Source organism: bacterium, from assembly GCA_035371905.1.
Taxonomy (GTDB): Bacteria; Ratteibacteria; UBA8468; order B48-G9; family JAFGKM01; genus JAMWDI01.
This window is the reverse complement of record DAORXQ010000022.1, coordinates 1-23476: the sequence shown is the minus strand read 5'-3', so window position 1 is coordinate 23476 and position 23476 is coordinate 1. Positions and strand designations below refer to the sequence as shown.

Genomic DNA, 23476 nt, shown 5'->3' with positions numbered 1-23476 from the left:
TTTACAGAGTATAAAATATAATCTTACAAGAGCATATAATGAAACAGGAAATGATTTTTTCTGGCGAAAAAATTATCAAAAAGCAATAGAAAATTATATTCAATCTTTAAACTATAATCCACAGGATTATTATATAAGGGAACGACTTGGTGAGGCATATTATAATATCGGAGAATATGAGAAAAGTAAAGAGCAGTTTTTAGAAGTGATTAAAAATGAAAAAAATAACTGGTACATATTGTTTCTTTCTGTTTCTTTTTATAGTGAAATTTCAAGTAAAGAAGAAAGATTATTAATTTTAAAATCCATTCCTGAAGATTCACTTTCATATAAAATATTTAAAAGTTTTTTGGACTTTGAAGCAGAAAAAATTAAAGATGGTTTTGAAATTCTAAAGGATGAGGAAGAAAAGAGAAAGACAAATGGAGATATAACTTTAAATATAATAAATAAAATTTTCCCATATGATTTAAAATCAAGCAGGGTTTATATGGAATTTATAAAATTATATCCAAACTCTTCAAGAAATCAGGGGATTATAAATAGTTTATTCAATACAATTATTGAGGAGAATGATAGAAAAATTCTTGAAGGTTATCTGTGGGATTTATTTGAAGGTCTGTTAAAAGACGAAAAAAATAAAAAGACAGTTGTTGACCTTGTAATGAATACAATAGAAAGGAGATTTGATAGACGGCTTTCAACTTATGATGATTATCTAGAAAAGATAAATATGTATGAAAAATTTCTTGAAAGGATAGATGAAGATAGATATAGAGAGGAAATAATGAGAAAAATAGCAGACCAGTATATGAGGATAGAAGAGTATGAGAAAGCAAGAGAAAACTACAGAAAGATTATAGAGTTGTTTGGAAAAGAAAATTATTATTTTCAAATTGCAGAAAGTTATTTTAAAGAAGGCAATTTAGATGAGGCGGAGAAAACAGTTGAAAATTTTTTAAATAAAAATAGAGATAATGAAAATGCGAAACTATTACTTGTGAAGATATATATTGAAAAGGGTGAAATTAAAAAAGGTTTTGAAGTTTTAAAAGATATTGAAACAAGTACAAAAAATAGAAGTATACAGAGAGAAATAGAAAATTTAAAAAATAATTTTTTTGAAATGAAAGAAAAATCTGACAACTACCTTTATATTATTTTAAGAAAAACAGATTCAAACTCTACAAGATTAATTCCAGAAGAGAGGACTGTTTTTTTGAATCAGATTACAAAAGAAATAGAATTTTATCCTTATTCAAGTAATGAAAGAAAAACAAATTTTTATTTAAAGTGTAAGATAGATGGAACAGAGTTTTCTTCTGAACCATATGTTTTGATTGATAAGGATGAAAATGGCTTCTTTTTAAAATGGGAAGGTGAAATTTCCATTGATAAAAATGACTGGAAAAAGAAAAATCTTTATAAAATAATTTATCCTGTTAAAGAAATTATACCAAAGGACTTTGATTTGAAGTATAAAAATGAGTCAGTTGAAAACAAATTTGTTTTAAATTTTGATTTTACTTTTTCAGATTTAAACTGGGAAATAAGTATGAGGAATATAAGAAGTTATGAAAAACCATTGAAAATTGAACCGCAACCAGTTAGAGAAGAAGGAAATATTCTTTTCTGGAATGTGGATAATAAAAACTTTAAAATAAGAATTGAATATCCTGAAAATAAAAATATTGTTTTTTATTTTCCTGAAATAGAGATAAAAAAGAAAAATGTACAGGAAAGAGTGATTGTAGGAAAAAGAAAAGGTTTTGATATTGAAAATTTTGAAATTGAAATTGATAATTTTATACCTGAAAATATAAAGATAATAGAGGAAAATATTAAAATTTACAACTTTAAGGAGAGGATATTCAGAAGATGAAAAAAATATTCTTTTTGTTCTTTATTTTTGTCTTTCCTGTTTTCTGTGAAATGATTTTTGACTTTGAAGGAACTACAAACAACTGGAAAATTTATCCTGAAACTTTTAAAATTTATTCATCGGAAAGATATTCAAATACTGGAGAATTTTCTTTATGTTCAGAAATTAAGAATTCAGGAAATGTAAGAATTTTTTATCAGGGTAATTTAAATTTTAAGTATTTTGATTATCTTTCTTTTAAAATTTATATTCCCGAAGAAGATGGAGTAGATGGTGAATTTATTGTTTATATTAAAGATGATGAATATAACTGGTTTGAAACAGAAAAATTCAAGATAAAAAGGGGAGAGGAAAAAAAGGTAATCCTTGATTTTAGAGAAAATACATCTTTCTGGCAACCTGTTTCTCATTTAAAATGTTTTGATAGTTATGTTAAGGAGAATATAAGTGAAATAGGGATAATAATATGGTTTGCTGATATATACAACAGTGAAATATACATTGATTCTTTTGAGGGTTTTAAAAAAGATAAAGAAGATAAAATTTTTCTTTATAATTTTAGAGAGAATTCAAAAAAAATAGGAAGATATGATAAATTTGAAATTACATTTGAAATTCCTTATATTTTTGAAAATCCTTTTAAACCAGATTTAAAGATAAAAGGAGTTTTTACTTCACCATCAGGTAAAATTTATGAAACTTTTGCTTTTTTCTACCATGATTATTTGAGAACAATTTATGATGAAGGTGAGAAGTTAATTCCATATGGAAAAAGTGAGTGGAAAATAAGATTTACACCTTGTGAGACAGGGAGTTATACTTACAAGATAAAGGTTTTAAAGGATAATGAAGAAAATGAAATCTATAAAGGAAATTTTGAAGTTTATGAAAGTAATAAAAATGGAGTTGTTAACTGGGATAAAAACGATAGGTATTACCTTTCTTTTTCAAATAGCAAATTTTTCTATCCAATAGGTCATACTTTAAGGTCACCTGATGATGAAAGAAGCCCTTATAATTATGAATTTACTTATAGAAAAGGACTTGGGACTTTCGCTTATGATAAATATTTCAAAAAGATGGCTGAAAATGGAGAAAATTATGCAAGGGTATGGATGGGTGTATGGTGGGTTGGAATTGAATGGAATTATAATTATGCACCACATTACAAAAATCTTGGTAGATATAGTTTAGAAAATTCATGGAAACTTGATTATATTTGTGATATTGCTGAAAAATATGGAATTTTTATGGACTTAACTTTGATAAATCACGGTCAGTTCAGTATCAATCCAGATGCTGAATGGTGGGATAATCCTTATAATGAAATAAATGGTGGTTTTTTGAAATCTCCTGATGAGTTTTTTGTAAATGAGAAAGCAATAGAATATTTTAAGCAGAGAATGGATTATATTGTTGCAAGATGGAGTTATTCTCCAAATATAGTTTTCTGGGAGTTCTGGAATGAAGTGGATTTGACAGGTTTTTATTCTTCTGAAAAAGTCAGATACTGGCATAAAGTAATGTATCCTTACTTAAAATCAATAGACCCTTATAAAAAACCAATCTCAACCCATTATTGCAGAAGAGAAGATGACCCTATGGTATGGATAATACCTGAACTTGAATCCCTTGTGGGTAATGCATATCATAATTTAATTGTGGATAGTATAAGAGATTATTATGAAAAAAGAAAATTTTATGGAAAACCGATGTTTGTAAATGAGTTTGGAGTTGGAAAAGACAGATTTTTTCTTGAGGATAATTTACATGGGGGTATATGGTCTTCTTCAATGATGCCTATGTTTGGAGTTGCTCTTTTCTGGTGGTGGCCATTTATTGACCATTTTGACCTTTATTTTCATTATAAAGCACTTTCAAAATTCTGGGAAAATGAAGACAGAAGGAATAAGTTTTTACAGGTATCTGATGGTAAAATAAGAGGGAAAGATGTTGATTTTGTTGGTATCCAGAATAAAGAAGAGGGATTTTTTTGGATATTTGATAGAAAAATTTTTAACAGTCAACTTAAAAGAATAAAACCAGTAAAAATTGAAAATGCAGTTTTATATTTAAAAGGATTTTTGCCGGGGAAGTATAAAATTGAGTTCTGGGATACTTATAAAGGAGAAATAGTAAAAGAAATGTTTTATGAAAATAAAAAAGATATTGAAATTTCAATTATTCCTTTTGAAAAAGACATCGCTTTAAAAATAAAGAGACAAAAATGAGAAATATTTATTTATTCTTTTTAATTCTACAGTTTTTTGTTTTTTCTGAATACAGATATTTGTTGAATTTATCCTGTGAAAATAAAAAACTCCTTGAAACATTTAAAATTGCCTCCTTTAATTTTATTTCAGGAAAGGAAAAATATGATGATATTAAAATTATTGATGAAAATGGAAAAGAATGTGAAATCTCTGGAGTTAATTTTTTAAAAGATGAGATGGAAATTTTTTTTAAACCAACAGATTCAATTAATTATAAGGTTTTTATCGGTTACAGTGAAAAAAACAGATTATACAAAGAATTTAAAAAAGGAAATATTTTGATAGATGATTATATTTTTCCAGATTCAATTAAATCCGGTGTATGGTTATGGACTGAAAAATCACTCTCAGGAATTTATTCTCATACCGGTACTGCTGGTTTTTCTTTCCACAGAGTCAGTTTTCCAAAACAATTTTCTATAGGTTCAGATGATAAAATTATTTCTTATCTTTTCATAGAAGAAGAAAATGCTCCAGAAGAGATAATTATAGAAGTTATTTCAAGATATAGAAGACACTATTATTTTTCTTTCGGTAAGGATGTAATAAATATGAAAGGTATGAATAAAGAAAAAATTGGAGAACTTCCAGAAATAGGAAAATGGACAAAAATTGAAATACCTCTTTTAAAAATAAGAGAAAAAAACATAGAAGGAATTGGTTTTTATAACGATAAAGGAAGGGTTTACTGGGACATGACTTCTATAAATGAAATACCTGTTAAGATGAAAATTAGAAAAGTTGAAAATTTAAAGTCACCCAATACTCCCTATTTTAATTATGAGATTGAAGGTCCATTTACTATTGATAATAAAAAAATAACAATTTTGAAACTTGATACATCCTGTTTTTTATCTGATAAATATTTGTGGGAAATTGATGGAAAAGTATATACCGGTGAAAAAATTGTTGTAAAGTTAGAAGGAGAAAAAAAAGAGATAAATATAAAACTAAAAACAGAGAAAAATAAAATATCTGGAGAGTTTATCCATAAAATAAGTTTAGGAGATGGAAAAGAAATAAAGACCATTTTTAATATTCTTCCTTTTGAAAATTTTATATATGAGGATGAAAAACTTTATATACCAATTAGAGTTGAAAATATATCTGACATTCCTTTAGTATTAACTCTTGCATCTCAAAACAATAAAAATGAATTTTATTTTCTCCCAGGAAAAGAAAATGGGAAAACAATGACTTTGTTTTTAAATCCTGAAAATGAAATAAAAATTGGGATTTATTTTTATGATGCGAAGCTCGCTGAAAAAACTATAAATGTGGTGGATTTAAATGAAAAGGATTTTTTTGTTGATGGTGTTTTTTTAAAGAAAAATAATTCTTACCTTATATTTAAAATTCCTGAATATACAAATATAAAAAAAACTACTGGATTTTCAAAAATAATTTTTATTGGAGATTTTCCAGACGAGTTAATTCAATTTTTTAAAGAAAAAGGAATAGAAGTTTTAAATATATCCGAGGTAAAATATGTAAATTATCTTTTTAATGAATTTAAGTTTATTCAGGAAATTCAGGATAAAATAAACAGCGATTCTTTTGTTGTTTTATTTCCATTTATAAATTCTCTTTTAAGAAGGCATAGAATAAATGAATGGGAAAAGGTTTATGATGCAATTTTATATCTTTTATCACAAAAAAATTCAAATATAATTGTGGTTTCTCCATTTCCTTCATATCCTTATTTAGAAGTTCTTCAACCATATAGAGAAAAAATTAAGAAGATTTCTGAAAAAAGAAATTTTTATTTTCTTGACTTATATAAAATCTTTTCTGAAATTGAAAATGGTGAAAGATTTTTTAAAACGAATGAGTATGTTTATAAAAATTTACCTGATAAAGAGGGTTTTGAAATAATTATAAATGAGATTAAAAAAATTATTGAAAATGAAAAAAATTTTAATAATCAGAGAGGGAGCACTCGGTGATTTAATTTTAACATTTCCTGTTTTTTTCAGTTTTAAAAAAAATGGGTACAGAGTTTTTGCAGGAGGAAAGGGTATTTATAAAAATTTTATTGAAAAGTATGGAAATGTTGAGAAATTTATTCCACTTGATTCAAGTGAATATCTTTTTTTCTTTGAAAGTGAGAATACCAAGTTGAAAGGTTTTCTTAAAGATTTTGATATTATTATTGCCTACACAGATGAAAAAGAAATAATAGGAGAAAATCTAAAGAAAAATTTTATGAATAAAATAATTTTCCACCCTGTTAAAAAGGAGAAATTGAATATCCACATTACAGATTATTTAATGAAGCCAGTTAAGGAAATATTTAATAAAAATTTATATTTTTCTATAAATTTAAATTTAAAAAATAAAGGAGAATTTTTTTTAATTCATCCGGGAAGCGGAAGTAAAGATAAAAACTGGGGGAAAGAGAAGTTTTTGAAACTTTCAGAAAATCTGAAAAATGTAAAATTACTTCTTGGACCTGCAGAAGAAAATGAACTTTCATTCTGGAAGAGAAATTTTAAAGGAGAAATTTTTTTTAATCTTGATTTAGAAGATATTATTAAAATTGCCGAAAGAACTATTGCTTATATTGGAAATGATTCCGGAATTACTCACCTTTTCAGTATTACAGGAGTAAAAACAATTGCTATTTTTGGACCTACTTCACCTTTTATTTGGGGTCCGAGAGGAAAAAATGTTAAAATTGTTTACAAAAATTTGGAGTGCAGTCCTTGTGTATATGAAAAAATGAAAAATTGTACAGATAAAAAATGTTTGGAAGAGATAAAAGTTGAAGATATTCTTTCTTTTATTTCGGACGGTTAAAATTAGATGTTAAAAGGATTTGATAAATTTAAAGGAGGATGGTATATGGAAAAGGCAGTTATTTTTGATGGAAGTAAAGGTAAACTATTTGGGGTTATTCATATTCCAGAAAAGGAGAAATCACCCGGAATTGTACTTTTTCATGGTTTTACTGGAAATAAATGTGAAAGTCACTTTATATTTACAAAACTCGCAAGAAAATTATGTAGGGAGGGTTTTTCTGTTTTGAGATTTGATTTTTATGGTTCAGGTGATAGTGAAGGGAATTTTTATGAAATGACTCTTGAAACAGAAATGAAAGACGGAGAAAAAGCATTAGAATTTTTTAAAACATTTGATTTTGTTGACAGAGAAAAAATTGGAGTTTGTGGTCTTTCAATGGGTGCTGTTACTGCAGTTTATGTTGTTCATAAATTTAAGGAAGTTAAGGGATTATGTTTATGGTCTCCCCTTGCATTTCCAAAAATTATACAGAAGAAAATTTTAACAAAAAAAATAAGAGAAAAAATAGAAAAATATGGCAAGTGTTATATACCTGGAATGGGTCATTATATCGGAAAGGGATTTATTGAATCTCTTGGAAAAATTGATATGAAAGAATATGTAGAAAATTATAGGGGAAATGTTTTTATCATACATACAAAAGATGACCTTTCTCTTGACTTGAAAAATGCACTTTTTTATTTTGAAAAATTTCATAAAAACGCGAGTAATCTTAAAATGCTTGTGCTTGATAAAGGAGGGCATGTTTTTACCACAGAAGAAAGCGAAAATACAGTTATAGATGAGACAACAGAATTCTTTAAAGAATGTTTTAAAAAGGAGTAAAAATGAAAAAAGAAATTAAATATATTGATGTAATGGAAGAAACAATTGAAGCATTAAAGGAAGGCAGAGTTCTTGTTTGTTCTGTGGATAAAAATAATAAACCGAATGTGATGGCGATTGGATGGGGAAGTATTGGTATTATCTGGGGTGAACCTATTTTTTTTATTTTTATAAGACCTTCAAGATATACATTTAATCTGATTGAAAAAACAGAGGATTTTACTGTTAATATCTTTGAAGAGAAATATAAGGAAATAGTTAACTGGTGTGGCACAGTTTCAGGAAGAGAATATGATAAATTTAAAGAAAAAAATCTGACACCTTTAAAATCAAAATATGTAAAATCTCCTGTTGTTAAAGAAAGTATTATAAGTTTTGAATGTAAAGTTATTGCAAGGATGGATGTTAAACCGGAAATGATTGATAAAGAAATAAAAGAAAGAATGTATAAATCAGGTGATTATCATCGCGTATATTTAGGTAAAATTCTTGCCTCTTATAAAAATTTCACTTGACATTATAGAAACTTTTTGGTATTTTTTTCATCTAATAATAAAAAAGGAGGAAGTTATGCCTACTTATGAATATGAATGCAAAAATTGTGGTTATAAATTTGAAAAATTTCAAAAAATGACTGATGAACCTTTAAATATATGTCCTGAATGTAAAAAAGAAAGTTTAAGAAGATTAGTTGGAGTTGGCGGTGGTGTTATTTTTAAAGGACCTGGATTTTACACAACAGAATATAGAAGTGAAGATTATAAAAGAAAAGAAAGAGAGGAAAAGGGATTGAGTTCTACATCTTCAGGTTCCTGTTCCTCCTGTAGTGCTTCTTCCTGTTCAACCTGTAAAAAGTAAATAAGGTTCATTTTTTCCCGCTATTTTTATTTTGACTTGACAAAATTTGTGTATATGTTAAATTTTAAAAAAATACAATATGTTGTTATTTTAAACTTCTTGATGTACTATATATAGAAAATGAAATGTCCTTACTGCGGTTATTTAAAAGACAAAGTGGTTGATTCAAGAGAAAGAGAAGATGGTTTGTTAATAAGAAGAAGGAGAATATGTCTGAAGTGTAAAAGAAGATTTACCACTTATGAAGAGATAGATTTAAAACCATTAATTGTTGTTAAGAAAGATGGTAGAAGAGAAAGGTTTAACAGAGAAAAATTGATAATCGGGATACAGAAGGCATGTGAGAAAAGACCCATAAGTACAGATAAAATAAATGAGATTGTTGAAGATATTGAAAAAGAATTGAGACAGAAATATGAAAATGAAGTTACCTCCAAAGAAATAGGAAAAAGTGTTATAAAAAAATTGAAAAAACTTGATAAAGTTGCATATATTAGATTTGCTTCTGTTTATCAGGAATTTGAAGATATTGAACAGTTTTTAAAAGAAATAGAAAAAATAGGGGGAAAAAATGTTTAAAAAGATTGTAAAAAGAGACGGAAGAATTGTTGATTTTGATTCAACTAAAATAACAAATGCTATTCTTAAAGCAGGTCAGGCAACCGGTGAATTTGGAATAGATGTTGCTAAAAAATTGACAGTAAAAGTTCTTGACCTTGCACTGGAAATAATAAAAGATAAAATTCCAACAGTTGAGGAAATACAGGACATTGTAGAAGAGGTTCTTTTACTTTCTCCCTATAAAAAGACAGCAAAAGCATATATAATTTACAGAGAACAACACGCAAGAATAAGGGAAATAACAACAAAAGCAAGTTTAGACCTTGTGGACCAGTATTTAAATCAAATTGATTGGAGGGTTAAAGAGAACAGTAATATGAGTTTTTCTCTTCAGGGTTTAAATAATTATGTTTCTTCCGAAGTAACAAAAACATACTGGTTAAATAATATATATCCTCCTGAAATAAGGAAAGCATATATTGATGGTGATTTTCATATTCATGACCTTGGTTCTTTATCTGTTTATTGTGTTGGATGGGATTTACAGGATTTACTTTTAACAGGGTTTAAAGGTGCAGAAGGAAAAGTGGAAAGCAGTCCTGCAAAACATTTTGGTTCAATTTTAGGGCAGATTGTTAATTTCTTTTATACTCTTCAGGGAGAAAGTGCAGGTGCTCAGGCATTTTCAAATCTTGATACCCTTCTTGCTCCTTTTGTAAGATATGATGGTTTAAGTTATAAAGAGGTAAAACAGGCGGTTCAGGAGTTTTTATTTAATTTGAATGTACCAACAAGAACAGGTTTTCAATGTCTTTCAGAAGATACAGAAATTTTAACTCCTGACGGCTGGAAAAAATATGACCAGGTTAAAAAAGGAGATACAATTTATACATTTAATATAAAAAACGGAATAATAGAAAAAAAAGAAGTAAAACATGTTTTTGTAAGAGAATATGAAGGAGTAATGTACAATCTAAAAAATAGAAATCAAGACCAGTTAATATCTCCAGGGCACAGAGTTGTAAGAAGAATTTTTAATACAGATAGATTTGCTCTTGAACCAATTGAAAAAGTAATTGAATTAATGTCTCCTGTTGTAATTCCTGTAAAAGGAGAGAATATAAATGAGGAATATGATATAGAGGATTCAAAAATAAAGTTGCTTGCATGGATTCTTTCTGAAGGGAGTATAGAAAAGCAGGGAAGTCATAGAGTAAGTATATATCAATCAGAAGAAAAACATCCAGAAAATTATAATGAAATAATTGACTTACTAAAAATAAATGAACTTGAATATTCTATAAGACCTCAGAGTTCCCTGGGTATATGTACTCATATAAGACTTAAGTCAAAACCAAGCAAAGTTATTCATAATTTATTAGGTTCTGAAAAGAAACAATTCCCTTCTTTTCTTTTAAAGTTAAGTAAAAAACAGGCAAAATTATTTATTGATACATATATAAAAGGTAATGGATGGGAAGAAAAATTTAGAAAAAGAATTACTGTTACTGATAAAGAAGCAATGGATATTATTACAGGAGTGGCTGTACTTGCAGGATATAATTTTAATGTTAAGGAGAGAGAAGTTGGGGGTATTTCAAAAAAAACTCAGTATATTATCACACTTACAGAAACACAGTATGATTATATTCAGGAGATAAAACCGGTTGAATATAAAGGGATAATCTGGAGTGTTAATACTGAAAATGAAACTGTCATAGCAAGAAGAAATGGACAGATTTTTATAACTGGGAATACCCCTTTCACAAATCTTACTTTTGACTTAAAAGTTTCAGAAGTTTATAAAGACCAGCCAGTTATTATTGGAGGAAAGATTCAGGATAAAACTTATGGTGAATTTCAGAAAGAGATGGATATGATAAATAAGGCATTTTTTGAAGTTATGCTTGAAGGAGATGCAAAGGGAAGGGTATTTACATTTCCTATCCCAACATATAACATAACAAAGGATTTTGACTGGAAAAATGAAACACTTGATTTACTCTGGGAAATGACTGGGAAATATGGTATTCCTTATTTTTCCAATTTTATAAATTCTGATATGAAACCGGATGATGTGAGAAGTATGTGCTGCAGATTGAGATTACAGACAGATGAGTTAAAGAAAAGAGGAGGGGGATTATTTGGAGCAAATCCTTTAACAGGAAGTATAGGAGTTGTTACAATTAATTTACCAAGAATTGGATATTTATCAAAAACAAAAGAGGAATTTAAAAGTAGATTGAATGATTTGATGGAAGTTGCAAAAGAAAGTTTAGAAATAAAAAGAAAAGTTCTTGAAAGATTTACAGATTCTGGACTTTATCCATATTCAAGATTTTATTTGAGAAATGTGAAAGAAAGATTTGGGAAATACTGGGTAAACCATTTTTCAACCATAGGAATTATTGGTATGAATGAAGCATGTTTAAATCTTTTTGGTAAAGATATAGGAACAGAGGAAGGAATTAATTTTGCAATTGAGATAATGGAATTTATGAGAGAAAAATTGATTAAATTTCAGGAAAGTACAGGTAATTTTTATAATCTTGAGGCAACTCCAGCAGAAGGGACAAGTTATCGTCTTGCAAGAATTGATAAAAATAAATATCCAGATATAATTGTTGCAAATGAGAAGGAATGTAGAAACGGAGCGGAACCATTTTATACAAATTCAACACACTTACCTGTAAATTATACTGATGATATATTTGAGGTACTTGAAAAACAGGATAAACTTCAATCGCTTTATACAGGTGGGACTGTTATACATATTTTTGTAGGTGAAAAAATAAATTCAAAAGAAGGAATTAAAAAACTTGTGAAAACTATATGCGAAAACTTTACTTTACCTTATTTTACAATAACTCCTACATTCAGTGTCTGTCCTGAAGATGGTTATTTAAATGGAGAGGTATATAACTGTCCAAAATGTGGTAAAACAACAGAAATTTATTCAAGAATTGTTGGTTATTTAAGGCCTGTGAGTCAATGGAATAAGGGTAAATATGAAGAGTTTAAAATAAGAAAAACATTTGTCCTTAAATGAAAATAGGTGCAATACAGAAAACGTCTTTAATTGAATTTCCTAATATTTTAAGTTGTATTATTTTTACTCAGGGATGTAATTTTAGATGTCCTTACTGTCATAATCCTGAACTTGTCTTACCTGAAAAATTTGGAGAAATTATACCTGAAGAGGAAATTTTTGATTTTTTGAACAGAAGAAAAAAATATCTTGAAGGTGTTTGTATTACAGGTGGAGAACCATCAATTCAGCCGGATATAATTGATTTTGTTAAGAAAGTGAAAAATATGGGTTTTAAAGTGAAGTTTGATACAAATGGTTCAAGACCGGAAATTATAGAAAAACTTTTAAAAGAAGGATTAGTTGATTATATTGCAATGGATTTGAAAGGGCCATTAGAAAAATATAAAATGATTACAGGAGTGGAAGTAGAAACAGAGAAGATATTAAAGTCAATAGATATAATAAAAAATTCAAAAATAGATTATGAATTCAGAACTACAGTGGTTAAAAAACAAATTTGTATTGATGATTTTGAAAAAATAGGTAAAATTATTGAAGGTTGTAAAAAATATTTTTTACAGAAATTTATTCCATCTAAACTGGTTGAAGAAGATTTTATTAAAGAAAAGACATATACAGATGATGAATTTGAAAATATAAAAACCATAATGAAAAAATATGTAGTTTTTTGTGAAGTGAGATAATGATATGAAAATTGCACATGTTATAACCCGTCTTGTTATTGGTGGAGCACAGGAAAATACTTTGTTTACTGTTGAAGGTTTAATAAAAAAGGGATATCAAGTTGATTTAATAAGTGGTCCCACTAAAGGACCTGAAGGGTCTCTTGAAAAAAAAATTATTGAAAAAAAAATTCCACTTATAATAATAAAGGAACTTGTAAGAGATATTAATCCTGTTTATGATATAATTGCTTTTTTAAAACTATTTTTTATCTTCAGAAAGAATAGATATAATTTGGTTCATACTCACAGTGCAAAAGCAGGAATACTCGGAAGGATTTCTGCAAAACTTGCCAATCCAAAATGCATAGTAATTCATACAATTCATGGATTACCATTTCATCCATATCAAAATAAATTTTTAAATTTTATTTATATCTCTGCCGAAAAGATTGCATATTATTTCACTGACCATTTTATATGTGTTGGTGAAATAATGAAAGAAAAATCACTTAAAGCAGGTATAGGTAAAGAAAGTGATTATACTGTGATATACAGTGGATTTCATGTTAAACCATATCTTGATTGTGCAGAAAAAAGGAATGAAATGAGAAAAAAATATGGAATAAAAAAAGATGAAAAAGTTATCGGTATGATTGGAAGATTGTTTTATCTAAAAGGACAGAATTATTTAATAGAAGCATTTAAAGAAGTATCTGAAAAACATCCAGAAGCAAAACTTATGTTTGTTGGAGATGGTATTTTAAGAAATGATTTGGAAAACTATGCAAAAAAAAATAAAATACAGGATAAGGTTATTTTTACAGGACTTGTTCCACCAGAAAAAATTCCTGAATATGTAAGTATTATGGATATACTTGTTCATACAAGTTTAAGAGAAGGTCTTCCAAAAGCAGTTGCTCAGGGACTTGCAGGAGGAAAGCCGGTTATTGCCTTTGATGTAGATGGAACAAAGGAAGTTGTGATAAATGGAAAAACTGGTTTTATTATTCCACCAGAAGATATAAATTTGTTAAAAGAAAAAATTATTTATTTACTTGAAAATCCTGTAATTTCTGATAAAATGGGGAAAGAAGGACAGGAATTAATAAAACAAATATTTCCAGTTGAAAAAATGGTTGACGAGATTGAAAAAATTTATGTAAAATTTTTATATAATGAAAAAAGAAAAAATTGATTATATAATTGTTGAGGCAAGTTACGGAAGTTTAGAATTGATTTCAAATTTTATTCAGAAAAAATGTATTCTTTCAAATCTGAGTTTCAAGAAAACATGGGAATTGATGTTAACAGTTGATGAAATCTGTAGTTCAATAATAACCTGTAAAAATAATGACCCAAATATTATTAAAGTTACATGGGAGAATGTGGATAATTTAATAAAAATAGAAATAATAGATGATGGAACTTCTTTTAATCCTTTAAATGTAAGGGAAACAGATTATGGACTTGGATTTCAACTTATAAAAGAAATGATTGATTACTGTGAATATAAAAGAGAAAATGGTTATAATGTGGTGATTCTGAAAAAATATAAAAGGAAATGCAAGAACAAAAAATGAAGATTTTACAAAAGTTTTCATTAGAAGGGAAATCGGCACTGGTAACAGGTGGAACAAAAGGGCTTGGAAAGGAAATGGCAAAGGCACTTGCAGAAGCAGGTGCAGAAGTCGCTATTGTTGGGAGAGAAGAAAAAGCAGGAGAAGACACAAAAAAACAAATTATTGAGGAAACAAGCAAAAAGATAATATTTATAAAAGGAGATGTAAGAAAATTTGAAGATATTGAGAATTTTGTGAGAATAACTATTGAAGAATTCGGGAAAATAGATATACTAATAACTTCAGCTGGAATAAATATAAGAAAAAATACCGAGGATTTAACAGTTGAAGAAGCAAAAGAGATTTTTGATACAAATTTTTTTGGGACCTGGTATACATGTAAAATAGTTGGAAAGTATATGATAGAAAGAAAATATGGGAAAATTGTTACAATTGGTTCAATGTTAAGTTTCGTAACGCTTCCGGGAAGAAGTCTTTATTCTTCTACTAAAGGAGCAATTGTTCAACTTACAAAAACACTTGCTGTTGAATGGGCTAAATATAATATAACCGTGAATTGTATATGTCCTGGAGTTTTTAACACACCCATAAATGAGAAAATTCTTAAAGACCCTGAAATTAAAAAATTTTTTATTGAAAAAACACCTGCAGGAAGAATAGCAAATCCAGAAGAAATAGGACCTCTTGCTGTTTTTCTTGCCTCTGATGCCTGTCCTTTTATAACCGGAAGTACAATTTTAATAGATGGAGGATGGACCTGTCTGTAAAAAATGAAAAAAATTACTATTTTCTGTGATGGTAAAAAATGGATAGTTGATAAAAATTTAAAAACATTTTCAACTCATTTTGGAAATATTGATATCCCTGAAAAAATAGACGGTATTGAAAAACTTGAATTTAAAGGTAGAAGTTTTTATTTTTACCAACCTGGCATTTCAGAATTTCTTCTTAAAATAAAAAGGAAGACTCAGATAATATATCCTAAGGATGTTGCTGTGATTACTTTCTATTCCAGTTTAAAAGAAACAGATAATGTTATTGAAACTGGGACAGGTTCTGGTTCTTTATTGATAGGTATTATGTCAATAGTAAAAAAGGGAAAAGTTATAACTATTGAAAGGAATGAGGATTTCAGAGAAGTTGCTGTAAAAAATATTGAAAATTACTTTGGTAAAATACCAGAAAATCTTGAATTTATTAATGGCGATGTTTATGATGAAAATTTTAAAATTGATATTGAAGAAGAATGGGCTGATAAGATTTTTTTTGATTTACCAGAACCATGGAAAGCAAAAGGACTTCTAAAATACTTGAAAAAAGGTGGAATTCTGGTAAACTATAATCCACAAATTATACAGATAAAAAAATTTGTTGAAGAACTGGATGGTTTCATTGATATAAATGTGTTTGAACTCCTTGAAAGAAGGTGGCTTGTTGATGAAAAAAGAGCAAGACCGGTTGATTTAATGAGAGGGCATACAGGTTTTATTATGATAGGTAGGAAGGCAAAATGAGCAGAAAATTTCCTGTAATTCAGGTTGCACTTGATTTTGTTGACGAACACAGGGCATTAAAACTTGCAAAAGAAGTAGTTGAAGGTGGTGTTGAATGGATTGAAGCAGGAACTCCTTTAATAAAATCATGTGGAGTTGAGATTATAAGAAAACTCAGAAAACTTTTTCCTGACAGAAAAATAATCGCTGATATGAAAATAATGGATGCCGGTAGAATTGAGAGTGAAATTGCATTTAAAGCAGGAGCAAATATAGTTGTTGTAATGGGAAATGCATCAAATGAAACAATAATGGAGTGCATAGAGTCCTCAAAAAATTATGGTGGAGAGGTAATGGTTGACCTTATAGAGGAATCAGCAAATTTAAACAGGGCAAAAGAGGTTGAAAAACTTGGTGCAAATTATATTGGCATTCATATTTCAATAGATAAACAGATGACAGGGAAAATTTCTTTTGATTTTCTTAAACAAGTTACAAAAGAAGTTAAAATTCCTGTTGCGATAGCAGGGGGATTGAATTCTGAAAATGTTGTTGATGCGGTTAAAGCAGGTGCCTCAATTTTAATAATAGGTGGTGCAATAACAAAATCATCTGATGCAAAAAAAGCGGTTTTAGATATAAAAAAGGCAATTGAGACGAAAATACCTGTTGAAACATTATTCTATAAAAGGGTTAATTATGAAAATATAAAGGAGATTCTGGAAAAAGTTTCAACAGCAAATATTTCGGATGCTTTACACAGAGGAGGATGGATTAAAGGTATAACTCCTATTTTGAGTGAAAAGTTTAAAATTGTTGGGAAGTGTGTAACTGTTAGAACATATCCAGGGGATTGGGCCAAACCAGTTGAAGCAATAGATATTGCTGAAGAAGGAGATATAATTGTTATAGATGCAGGTGGAGTTGGTCCTGCTTGCTGGGGTGAACTTGCAACAAATAGCGCAATTATGAAAAAATTAGGAGGGGTTGTTATTTATGGAGGAGTTAGAGATATTGAAGAAATAATAAAACTTAAGTTTCCTGTATTTGCAAAAGTTATAACTCCTACTGCGGGTGAACCAAAAGGTTTTGGAGAAATAAATATTCCTTTAAAAATAGAAGGACAGATGATTTTTCCAGGTGACTGGATTGTAGGTGATATGGATGGTGTGGTTGTAATACCAAAAGAAAAAATTGTTGAAATTACAAATAGAGCAATGGATGTTCTTGAAAGAGAAAACAGAATAAGAAAAGAAATAAATGAAGGTGGGACTTTAAGCAGTGTAATGGATTTACTTAAATGGGAGAAACCAAGATGAATAGAATATTAAGGAAAGAAGAACTTGCTGAAAAAGTAAAAAGAATAGAAGTTGAGGCACCGTTGATTGCAAAAAAAGCATTACCAGGGCAGTTTGTGGTTTTAAGAGTAGACGAGAAAGGAGAAAGAATACCTCTGACCATTGCAGACGTTGATAGAGAAACAGGAAGAATTACATTGATTTTTCAAGAAGTTGGGACTACTACTATTAAACTTGGACTTTTAAATGAAGGAGATGAAATACTTGATATTGTAGGACCTCTTGGAAAACCAACTGAAATAAAAGATTATGGTCATGTTTGCATTATAGTTGGTGGAGTAGGGGCTGCTTTTGTTTTCTGGATGGGTAAAGCATTCAAAGAAAAAGGTAATAGAATAACTACTATAATAGGAGCGAGAACTAAAAGTTTGATAATACTTGAAAATGAAATGAGACAGATAAGTGATAATATTTACATTTCAACAGATGATGGGAGTTATGGAGAAAAGGGATTTAATACACAAATTCTTGAGAGATTACTTGAAAAAGGAGAAAAATTTGATTTGGTTTTAACAGCGGGTCCTATACCGATGATGAAGAAAATAGCAGAAATTACGAAAAAATATGGTGTTAGAACTGTGGCAAGTTTAAATCCAATAATGATAGATGGAACAGGTATGTGTGGTGGATGCAGGGTTACAGTAGGAGGAGTTGTTAAATTTGCCTGTGTTGATGGTCCTGATTTTGATGCCCATTCTGTTGATTTTGATGAACTTTTAAAAAGAACCTCACTTTACAGAGAAAAGGAAAAAATGTCTTGTGAAAACTTTTTAAATTCAGGATGTATCTTTAAAAAATAGTTATAGAACTTGCTTTTTATTAAATACTTCTTGGTAAAAAATCAAAAATTGTTACTTTATCTGCAATCCAGAATTGTTCAGTTCTTTTTGGTCTTGTCTTTTTAATCAGTTCAATTTCAGATAAAAAATCTTCCTTATTTTTTCTGAAAACTGTAAACTGTGATGTCTGAGTGATTAATGCTTCGTACTTTTTTTCTGCCACATCCGTTACATCAATAATAACTGAAGGCAATCCCTTTGTAATTCCTTTGTAATAATATAAATGAGGTGTATACCAGGGACTTCCAAATTCAGCAGAGACAGGTTCTCCAGCGTGCCATCTCGCTTCCACTGAAATAAAATGTGTATTAATATGGTCTCTGTGGTTATCTTCCGGTCCATGAGTAAATATTGCGTCAGGTTTTTCTTCTCTTATAATCTTTATACATTTTTTTAATATTTCTTTATTATTTACAAGTCCCATATCAGGTATATCAAGAAATATTCGTTTAGATATTCCGAGAATTTTATCACATTCTTTTGCTTCCTTTTTTCTGATTTCTACGATTTTTTCTTTCATTTCTAAAACTGGATATCCTTCACAACCATCTGTCATTGTTATTACTACAACTTTTGTACCTGAATTTGCCATTTTAAAAATTGTTCCAGCCATTGTTATTTCATCATCTGGATGTGCTCCAAAAATAAGTACTTTTTTGTAATTCATAATTAACCCTCCTTCTAAAAAAATCTATAGTTTTATTCCTTCTTCAAAAGATATTTTTTTTATATATTCTTTTGCTTTTCTATATTCTTCTTCAGAAGGTAGATGTTCAAGCATCAAAGGAATATTTTTGTCTAATTTATTAAGTTCTCTTAAAAGTGTTCTGTAATCAAGTTGTCCAAGTCCCGGTCTTATTTCATCAAAATGTAATGTTAGTTTGTCACCCATTATTATATCTTTTGCATGGCATGATTTTATATATGGTCCGAGTTTTTTAATAAAATCCTTTATAAGAACATCATTGAAAAAATATTTTTCTGGAGTATTTATTAAATTCACAGGGTCAAAATGAACTGCAAATGATTTTCTGTTTATTGCATTAATAAGTTTTAAGTAACTATCGGCAGAATCAGGATACATCCACGGCATAGTTTCCAGTGTATAATATGTATTTTTCGGTTTGATTTCATCTATAATTTCTCTAACTGTTTCTACTATCATATCAAATGTTTCTGCAGTCAAATTTTTCTTATCAGGTCCATCCCATTTTTTTCCTCTTGAACCAGAAATATTTACACAACATTTTGCTTCAATTTTTTCTGCCAGATATAAGCCCTTTTTACACTTTGCTATTGCTTTTTTTCTTTCTTCAATATCAGAACTTAAAGGATTACACCATGCTCCGACTTCTGCAATAATAATTTTTTCTTTGAATGCCCATTTACGATATTCAGCAATAATTTCTTCGGATGTATCTATATCAACAGGACAATAAGAAGCAGAATAAGTTTCTTTTTTTAATTCTTTAATCCATTCTTCTGGATTATTATATTTTTTAAAAATAGGACCACCAAGTTTCATTTTTAAATTAAAATCCAGTATCTGATTCAATTTTCTTTTTCATCTCTTCTGAAGACATTTTTAAAATTCCTTTTTCTTCTTCAGGTTTATATTTTAAAATTATTGTTGTAATTTTTCCCTCCCATATCCATTCATTTTCTCCTTTATTTTTTCCTTCACCAAATCTTTCTATTGTGGCTGACTTTAAATTTTCAAAATTATCTTTTCCTTTTGTTTCAACTGTTACACTTTCAAGTTGGTCTTTATAAAATGAGTATGCAATTTTCTCAAGTTTTGCTTTCCCTATTTGCATGTTATCGTCTGTTTTTATGCATTCTTTATAATTGCCTTCCTGTTTAATTGTTTTTAAATTATTTATCTCTCCTACAGAAGTTAACCATTTTATACCTCTGAATCCATCAGGTTCATTCTTATAAGTGGTTTCTTTACTTCCATATCTATAATAACTTTCTGGAACCATTCTTGATATTTCTTTTACAGCATTATTAATCATAATCATAACTGCTTCTGCTGTTGGTGTATTTTTATATTTTTCAAATCCACCTCCAAGTATAACTCCACTAACTCCTGCTCCACCGGCAATTCCAACTTTTGATTTTGATGTTTTACCTTCAATAGTTGAAGAATTTATAACCCTTCTTGTTCGTACATCTATCAATCTTATTGTCGCCTGAATATACGCTTCTTCTTTTTTAATTGCAATCCCTGCTCCAAAAGGTGTTGGTATTACAAATCCACCTCCTCCTGTTCCTTCTGCATGTGGTTCAAAACCTGTTATAGCTCCTACTACAATTATATCTGCAACTTCAAATGTTCCCTTTTCAAGTTCTTTTTTACTCCATCCTGTTTCTGCAAATTTAAATTCTTCTTCAAGGTCTTTTATTGCATCTTTTTCCACAACTATAAATTTACCTGTTTTAAAAAGAGCATCAACAATCATATCTCTAACTCCATCACCCATTTGCCATGTTGCTTTTGGTGCTTTTACATCAAATCTTGCTACTGCTATTCTTGCTTTAGGTCCTTCATATTTAATTACTTCTTCTACTGTGGGTCCTCCAGTTTTTACTTCTGTTTTAACCTGAGAAAATAAAGGAAATACTAAAACTATCACAGATAAGATTATTTTATTCATATTCCCTCCCTTTTTATTTAACAGAAATTTTTTAAAACATTTCTGTATCCACATAAAAATTGAGAAGTACTCATTCTTTTTTTCCCTTCCATCTGCAATTCTTTTATTTTTATAGTTCCATTTCCACATGCAACCTCTATATAATCCTTTTCAATTCTTATAATTTCTCCACAATTTCCAAATTTGCCTTCTGTTTCTCCTACTTCTGTCTTATATATTTTTATGAGTTTTTTTCTTGAATTAATTTTTAAATATGTGAAAGCAGTTGGCCAAATTATAACACCTCTGACAAGATTATGTATTCTGGTTGCGTCTAATTTCCAGTTAATATATCCATCTTGCTTTTTTAATTTAGGAGCATAAGAAACTTCGCCTTTTTGAGGATATGTTTTTCCACCTTCTTTAATTATTTTTATTCCTTCATATAAAAGATCAGAAGAAAGCAACGATAATTTATTTTTCAAAGTAAAAGCATTATCATTAGGCAATATTTCTGTTTCTTTCTGGATTATTATTTCACCTGTATCAATATTTTCATCCATTTTAATTATTGTTACACCTGTTTTTGTTTCTCCATTTATTATAGCCCATTCAATTGGAGCAGGCCCTCTATATTTTGGTAGAAGAGAAGGATGAACATTTATAGAGCAAATCCTGGGTATCTGTAAAATTGAAGAAGGAAGTATTTTCCCATACGAAATCAAAACAATTAGGTCGGGTGAAATTTTTTTTATCTTATTGATAAAACTCTCTTCAAATTTTTCAGGTTGATATATATTAATTCCATTCATAATAGCCCATTCTTTTACTGGAGTTGAAGAAATTCTTAATCCTCTTCCTTTTGGTCTGTCTGGTGAGGTCACAATACCAATAATTTCAAAATTTCTTTTAAGCATTTCAAGAGAAGGAATACCAAAAATATCGCTTCCAAAAAATAATATTTTCATTTTTGAAAAATTAAAGCACCTGCAGCAACTATTCCTGCATCAACTCCAAGTCCAGCAGGTAAAACTTTTAGATTTTGAGTTAAAATTTTCATGGCTCTTTCTTTAATTGTCTTTTCTACTGTGTCAAATAAAATTTTCCCTGCTTGAGAAATTCCACCACCTATTACAATTACATCGGGATTTAAAAGATTGACCAAACTTGTAAACATTGCTCCTAAACATACTCCAACATCTATCCATATGCTTTCTGCAAATTCATCGCCAAGATTATATGCTTCAGAAATGGTTTTAGGGGTAATCTTTTGCAGGTCTCCATTAACAAGTTCATAAATTTTAGTTTTTTTTCCTTCTTTAATTCCTTTAATTGCCCTTTCTACTATATAATCTCTCCCCACAAATCTTTCAATACATCCAATATTACCACATTTGCATTTCGGACCTTTATAATCAATTGTAATATGACCTATTTCAATAGCAGAATATTTACCACCTCTTAAAAGTTTTCCATCTTTTACTATCCCTCCTCCTAATCCTGTTCCAAGAGTTATGCATATCATTGTATTGCTCCCTTTTCCTGCTCCAAAAAGATATTCTCCCCAGGCAATTGTATTTACATCATTTTCAACAACAACTTTCTTTTTAAATTTGTCTTCAAATATTTTTTTTAGATTTAAGTTATCCCAGGAAGGAAGATTTGGTGCTTCATAAACAATTCCCTGATCATCAACAACACCAGGAGTTCCAATTCCAATTCCTTCAACTTCTTCCTCATATGCAAATTCAATACTTTTTTCTATTTGATAAAGTACAACTTCTCTGTCATTTTTTTCTGCAAGTGTGGGAAATTGCTGCTTTTTTAAAATTTTACCGCTTTCATTAACAAGCCCTGCTTTTATATAAGTACCACCAATGTCTATCCCTATTGCTTTTTTCATCTTCCCTCCTTGTGAAGTTTTTAATATAATGATATATTATTATTACAGGTTTAGTCAAAGAATAATTAGAAATGGAAAAAATTAATAATGTTTGGATATATTTAAATCCTGAAGATCCTGGTTCTAAAAGTTTTTTTAGGACATCTTTTTAATTTTTAAGTTGATGAAAAAAGGAGTGAGAATGGTTGGGATAGATTTAAGTAATTTTTCAGGAATAGTTACAGGTGGAGCGGGTGGTATAGGAAAAGCAATTGTTATAAAATTACTTGAAGCAGGTGCAGATGTAGTGATTGCAGATATAAATGAAAAAGAAGGAGAAAAGACCATTGAAGAATTAAAAGAGTTTAAAAATAAAATTGAATTTATAAAAACAGATGTTTCAAAAAAATATGAAGTTGAAAATTTAGTAAAAAAAACACTTGAAAGATTTAAAAAAATTGATTACTTAGTGAACAATGCAGGAATATTGATACCGCGACTTCTTGTTGATCCTGAGGGTAAAGAGGAAATTACTGAAGAAATTTTTGATAGAATGGTTAGTATAAATCAAAAAGGATATTTGTTGTGTGCTCAATCTGTTGCAAGACAAATGATAAGAAATAAAAAAGGTGTGATAGTTAATATGGCTTCTGAATCTGCCCTTGAAGGTTCTGAAGGACAGAGTGTTTATGCCGCAACAAAAGCTGCAATATATTCATTTACAAGAAGTTGGGCAAAAGAACTGGGGAAGTATAATATTAGAGTTG

The 23476-nt window shown here is 28.8% G+C and carries 22 protein-coding genes; 17 read left to right on the top strand and 5 right to left on the bottom strand.

Going from position 1 to position 23476, the window contains the following annotated elements:
* The 16 genes from PKV21_03975 to PKV21_03900 all read left to right on the top strand — a co-directional run.
* The coding region (locus PKV21_03975) for a tetratricopeptide repeat protein (protein ID HOM26648.1) at window positions 1-1882 on the top strand (1882 nt) is incomplete at its 5' end.
* Window positions 1879-4113, top strand: a complete 2235-nt coding sequence (locus PKV21_03970) for a DUF5060 domain-containing protein (GenBank protein ID HOM26647.1) — start codon at window positions 1879-1881, stop codon at window positions 4111-4113. The genes PKV21_03975 and PKV21_03970, both read left to right, overlap by 4 nt.
* Window positions 4110-6101, top strand: a complete 1992-nt coding sequence (locus PKV21_03965) for a hypothetical protein (GenBank protein ID HOM26646.1) — start codon at window positions 4110-4112, stop codon at window positions 6099-6101. Before PKV21_03970 ends, PKV21_03965 begins: the two co-directional genes overlap by 4 nt.
* Window positions 6061-6954: a glycosyltransferase family 9 protein gene (locus tag PKV21_03960; GenBank protein ID HOM26645.1), complete on the top strand. Its 894-nt coding sequence runs from the start codon at window positions 6061-6063 to the stop codon at window positions 6952-6954. The genes PKV21_03965 and PKV21_03960 overlap by 41 nt, the downstream gene beginning before the upstream one ends.
* Before the next feature lie 45 nt (window positions 6955-6999).
* Complete coding sequence (locus PKV21_03955) at window positions 7000-7782, top strand: prolyl oligopeptidase family serine peptidase (GenBank protein HOM26644.1); 783 nt, start codon at window positions 7000-7002, stop codon at window positions 7780-7782.
* Window positions 7783-7784: 2 nt separating this feature from the next.
* Window positions 7785-8297 carry a flavin reductase family protein gene (locus PKV21_03950; protein ID HOM26643.1) on the top strand — a complete coding sequence of 171 codons (513 nt, stop codon included), beginning with the start codon at window positions 7785-7787 and terminating at the stop codon, window positions 8295-8297.
* A gap of 55 nt (window positions 8298-8352) precedes the next feature.
* Window positions 8353-8640 carry a zinc ribbon domain-containing protein gene (locus PKV21_03945; protein HOM26642.1) on the top strand — a complete coding sequence of 96 codons (288 nt, stop codon included), beginning with the start codon at window positions 8353-8355 and terminating at the stop codon, window positions 8638-8640.
* A 120-nt stretch (window positions 8641-8760) separates the two neighbouring features.
* Window positions 8761-9219 carry a transcriptional regulator NrdR gene (gene nrdR, locus PKV21_03940; GenBank protein HOM26641.1) on the top strand — a complete coding sequence of 153 codons (459 nt, stop codon included), beginning with the start codon at window positions 8761-8763 and terminating at the stop codon, window positions 9217-9219.
* Complete coding sequence (locus tag PKV21_03935; GenBank protein HOM26640.1) at window positions 9212-12250, top strand: ribonucleoside triphosphate reductase; 3039 nt, start codon at window positions 9212-9214, stop codon at window positions 12248-12250. Before nrdR ends, PKV21_03935 begins: the two co-directional genes overlap by 8 nt.
* A complete protein-coding gene (locus PKV21_03930; protein HOM26639.1) occupies window positions 12247-12936 on the top strand; it encodes an anaerobic ribonucleoside-triphosphate reductase activating protein in 690 nt (229 codons plus the stop codon). Before PKV21_03935 ends, PKV21_03930 begins: the two co-directional genes overlap by 4 nt.
* 4 nt (window positions 12937-12940) lie before the next feature.
* On the top strand, window positions 12941-14113 hold the full coding sequence (locus PKV21_03925; protein HOM26638.1) for a glycosyltransferase family 4 protein: 1173 nt from the start codon (window positions 12941-12943) through the stop codon (window positions 14111-14113).
* Window positions 14094-14498: an ATP-binding protein gene (locus tag PKV21_03920; protein HOM26637.1), complete on the top strand. Its 405-nt coding sequence runs from the start codon at window positions 14094-14096 to the stop codon at window positions 14496-14498. Before PKV21_03925 ends, PKV21_03920 begins: the two co-directional genes overlap by 20 nt.
* Window positions 14495-15265: an SDR family oxidoreductase gene (locus PKV21_03915; protein ID HOM26636.1), complete on the top strand. Its 771-nt coding sequence runs from the start codon at window positions 14495-14497 to the stop codon at window positions 15263-15265. Before PKV21_03920 ends, PKV21_03915 begins: the two co-directional genes overlap by 4 nt.
* Window positions 15266-15268: 3 nt before the next feature.
* Window positions 15269-16012, top strand: coding sequence for a hypothetical protein (locus tag PKV21_03910; GenBank protein ID HOM26635.1), 744 nt, complete (start codon window positions 15269-15271; stop codon window positions 16010-16012).
* Window positions 16009-17310, top strand: coding sequence for an orotidine 5'-phosphate decarboxylase (locus PKV21_03905; protein ID HOM26634.1), 1302 nt, complete (start codon window positions 16009-16011; stop codon window positions 17308-17310). Before PKV21_03910 ends, PKV21_03905 begins: the two co-directional genes overlap by 4 nt.
* Window positions 17307-18149, top strand: coding sequence for a sulfide/dihydroorotate dehydrogenase-like FAD/NAD-binding protein (locus PKV21_03900; GenBank protein ID HOM26633.1), 843 nt, complete (start codon window positions 17307-17309; stop codon window positions 18147-18149). Before PKV21_03905 ends, PKV21_03900 begins: the two co-directional genes overlap by 4 nt.
* Window positions 18150-18168: 19 nt before the next feature.
* On the opposite strand, the gene PKV21_03895 is transcribed toward PKV21_03900, so the two are convergent.
* From PKV21_03895 to PKV21_03875, 5 genes are read right to left on the bottom strand one after another with little or no spacing between them, the layout of a single operon-like run.
* The gene (locus PKV21_03895; protein HOM26632.1) at window positions 18169-18855 is read right to left on the bottom strand and encodes a PIG-L family deacetylase; all 687 of its coding nucleotides are present in this window, start codon (window positions 18853-18855) and stop codon (window positions 18169-18171) included.
* 24 nt (window positions 18856-18879) lie between these two features.
* Entirely contained in the window at window positions 18880-19713 is an 834-nt protein-coding gene (locus PKV21_03890) for a TIM barrel protein (GenBank protein ID HOM26631.1), read from the bottom strand.
* 7 nt (window positions 19714-19720) lie between these two features.
* A complete protein-coding gene (locus PKV21_03885) occupies window positions 19721-20848 on the bottom strand; it encodes a CsgG/HfaB family protein (GenBank protein ID HOM26630.1) in 1128 nt (375 codons plus the stop codon).
* Between the two features lie 17 nt (window positions 20849-20865).
* Entirely contained in the window at window positions 20866-21795 is a 930-nt protein-coding gene (gene fmt / locus PKV21_03880; GenBank protein HOM26629.1) for a methionyl-tRNA formyltransferase, read from the bottom strand.
* The gene (locus tag PKV21_03875; protein ID HOM26628.1) at window positions 21792-22730 is read right to left on the bottom strand and encodes an ROK family protein; all 939 of its coding nucleotides are present in this window, start codon (window positions 22728-22730) and stop codon (window positions 21792-21794) included. Before PKV21_03875 ends, fmt begins: the two co-directional genes overlap by 4 nt.
* Window positions 22731-22893: 163 nt before the next feature.
* Here PKV21_03875 and PKV21_03870 point away from each other — a divergent pair.
* A partial coding sequence (locus PKV21_03870; GenBank protein ID HOM26627.1) for an SDR family NAD(P)-dependent oxidoreductase occupies window positions 22894-23476 on the top strand: 583 nt, incomplete at its 3' end.